This window comes from Kitasatospora griseola (assembly GCF_014648555.1).
In the GTDB taxonomy this organism is placed as follows: domain Bacteria; phylum Actinomycetota; class Actinomycetes; order Streptomycetales; family Streptomycetaceae; genus Kitasatospora; species Kitasatospora griseola.
Genome location: NZ_BMRI01000001.1, coordinates 463,025 through 464,825 on the forward strand (window position 1 = coordinate 463,025; position 1,801 = coordinate 464,825).

Below are 1,801 nucleotides of genomic sequence, written 5' to 3' on the forward strand. Positions count from 1 at the left end.
GTTCCGCGACTCCCGCCTTCGGTTTCCCGTCTGCGTTCCTCACTGCGAACGAGGAAGACTCTAGCTGGTCAGAGCCGGAACTGTGAAATCCGGGTTGCGCGGCCCCCCTGTCGCGCCCCCGGTCACGCCTCAGGTCTCGTCGCCGATGACCGGCTGAGGAAGCGTGCCCGCGTTGTGCTCGAGGAGCCGCCAGCCGCGCGCGTCCTGGCCGAGCACCGACCAGCAGCAGTTCGAGAGACCGCCGAAGCGCTCCCACAACTGCGGCTCCATGCCCAGCAGTCGGCCGATCATGGTGCGGATGGTGCCGCCGTGACTGACCACCACCAGGGTGCCGCCCTCGGGCAGCTTGCCGACGGCGTCCAGCAGCACCAGAACGGCCCGGTCGGCCACCTCGGTGGCGAGTTCACCGCCACCGCGCCGCACCGGCTCACCACGGGCCCAGGCCTCGTACTGCTCCGGATACCGCGCCCGGATCTCGGAGTTGGTGAGCCCCTGCCACTCCCCGGCGAAGGTCTCACGGAGACCCTCGTGGTGGTGCACCTCCAGATCCGTGAGCACGGCCAGCTCGGCGGCGGTGCGCCGAGCCCGCGTCAGGTCGGAGGAGATCAGCAGGTCGGGGCGGAGCGCAGCTAGCAGCCGGGCTGCCCGCTGCGCCTGGAACAGCCCCTGTTCGGTGAGATCGACGTCAGTGGTGCCCTGGAACCGCGATTCGAGGTTCCAGGACGTCTGACCGTGCCGCCAGAGGACGATGCGCGGCCGCCCCCCCGACCGGCTCAGAGGTCGCCCCCGGAAACGGCATTGCCGGCGGCGTCGGTGACGGCGTTCTCGGGTCGGTTGCGGGTCGCCAGCGCGTCCGCGGGGATCGGCAGTTCGGGGCAGTCCTTCCACAGGCGGTCGAGCGAGTAGAAGGAGCGCTCCTCGGAGTGCTGGACGTGCACCACGATGTCCAGGTAGTCGAGCAGGATCCAGCGGCCCTCGCGCTCGCCCTCGCGGCGCACCGGCTTGGCGTCGAGCTTCTCGCGCAGCTGGTCCTCGATCTCCTCGGCGATCGCCCTGACCTGGCGGTCGTTGGCGGCGGAGGCAATCAGGAAGGCGTCGGTGATCGACAGCACCTCGCTGACGTCGAAGGCGATGATGTCGTGCGCCAGCTTGTCGGCCGCCGCCTGTGCGGCGACGGTGATCAGTTCCTGGCTTCGGTCGGTGACGGTCACGATGCTCTTCCGGATCGGCTGTGGGGATACCTTCCCAGGATCTCACGAACGCGCCGGGGCCCCGGAGTGATTTCCACCCCGGGGCCCCGACCGCACCGCCGAACGCACGACCGACCGCACCGCCGAACGCACGACCGACCACGCGGCCGACCGGCCGGCCGACCGACCGTCCGCGCTACTGCACGGACTTCTGCGGCGGCTGGTAGTCCTTGCCGAGCATCAGCACCAGGTCCGCGTTCTGCGTATCGGTGACCTTCTTCACCACGGAATCCGGCAGGCCCAGGCTGGTCGCCAGGCTGAGCGCAGCGGGCTTCTTCTCGTCGTCGGTGTAGCGGATCTCCGAGGTCGCCTGCGCGGGAGCCTTCGCGGTGGACGGCAGCGGGTCCATGCCCGCGTTGGTGACGACTACCTTCGCTGCGGCTGCCGTGTCGCTGCCGGACGCGTCGACCACGGTGACGCGGGTGGAGTTGCCGGTGCGCTTGGCCTTGCCGATGGCGCCGCCGAGGATCTCCCTCACCTGCTTGCCGGCGGTGGCGTCGTCCAGGGTGCCGTCCGGCTTCGCGGTGAGCACGGTGGTGGACAGGTGGCCG

3 protein-coding genes are annotated in these 1,801 nt (G+C 70.2%); all 3 read right to left on the bottom strand.

Annotation, left to right across the window (positions count from 1 at the left end):
• Positions 1–129: 129 nt before the first annotated feature.
• A complete protein-coding gene (locus IEZ12_RS02065; RefSeq protein WP_229847165.1) occupies positions 130–777 on the bottom strand; it encodes a histidine phosphatase family protein in 648 nt (215 codons plus the stop codon).
• A complete protein-coding gene (gene rsfS / locus IEZ12_RS02070; RefSeq protein WP_043913955.1) occupies positions 774–1,211 on the bottom strand; it encodes a ribosome silencing factor in 438 nt (145 codons plus the stop codon). The genes IEZ12_RS02065 and rsfS overlap by 4 nt, the downstream gene beginning before the upstream one ends.
• A gap of 175 nt (positions 1,212–1,386) precedes the next feature.
• On the bottom strand, positions 1,387–1,801 hold a 415-nt coding region (locus IEZ12_RS02075; protein ID WP_189270449.1), incomplete at its 5' end, for a LytR C-terminal domain-containing protein.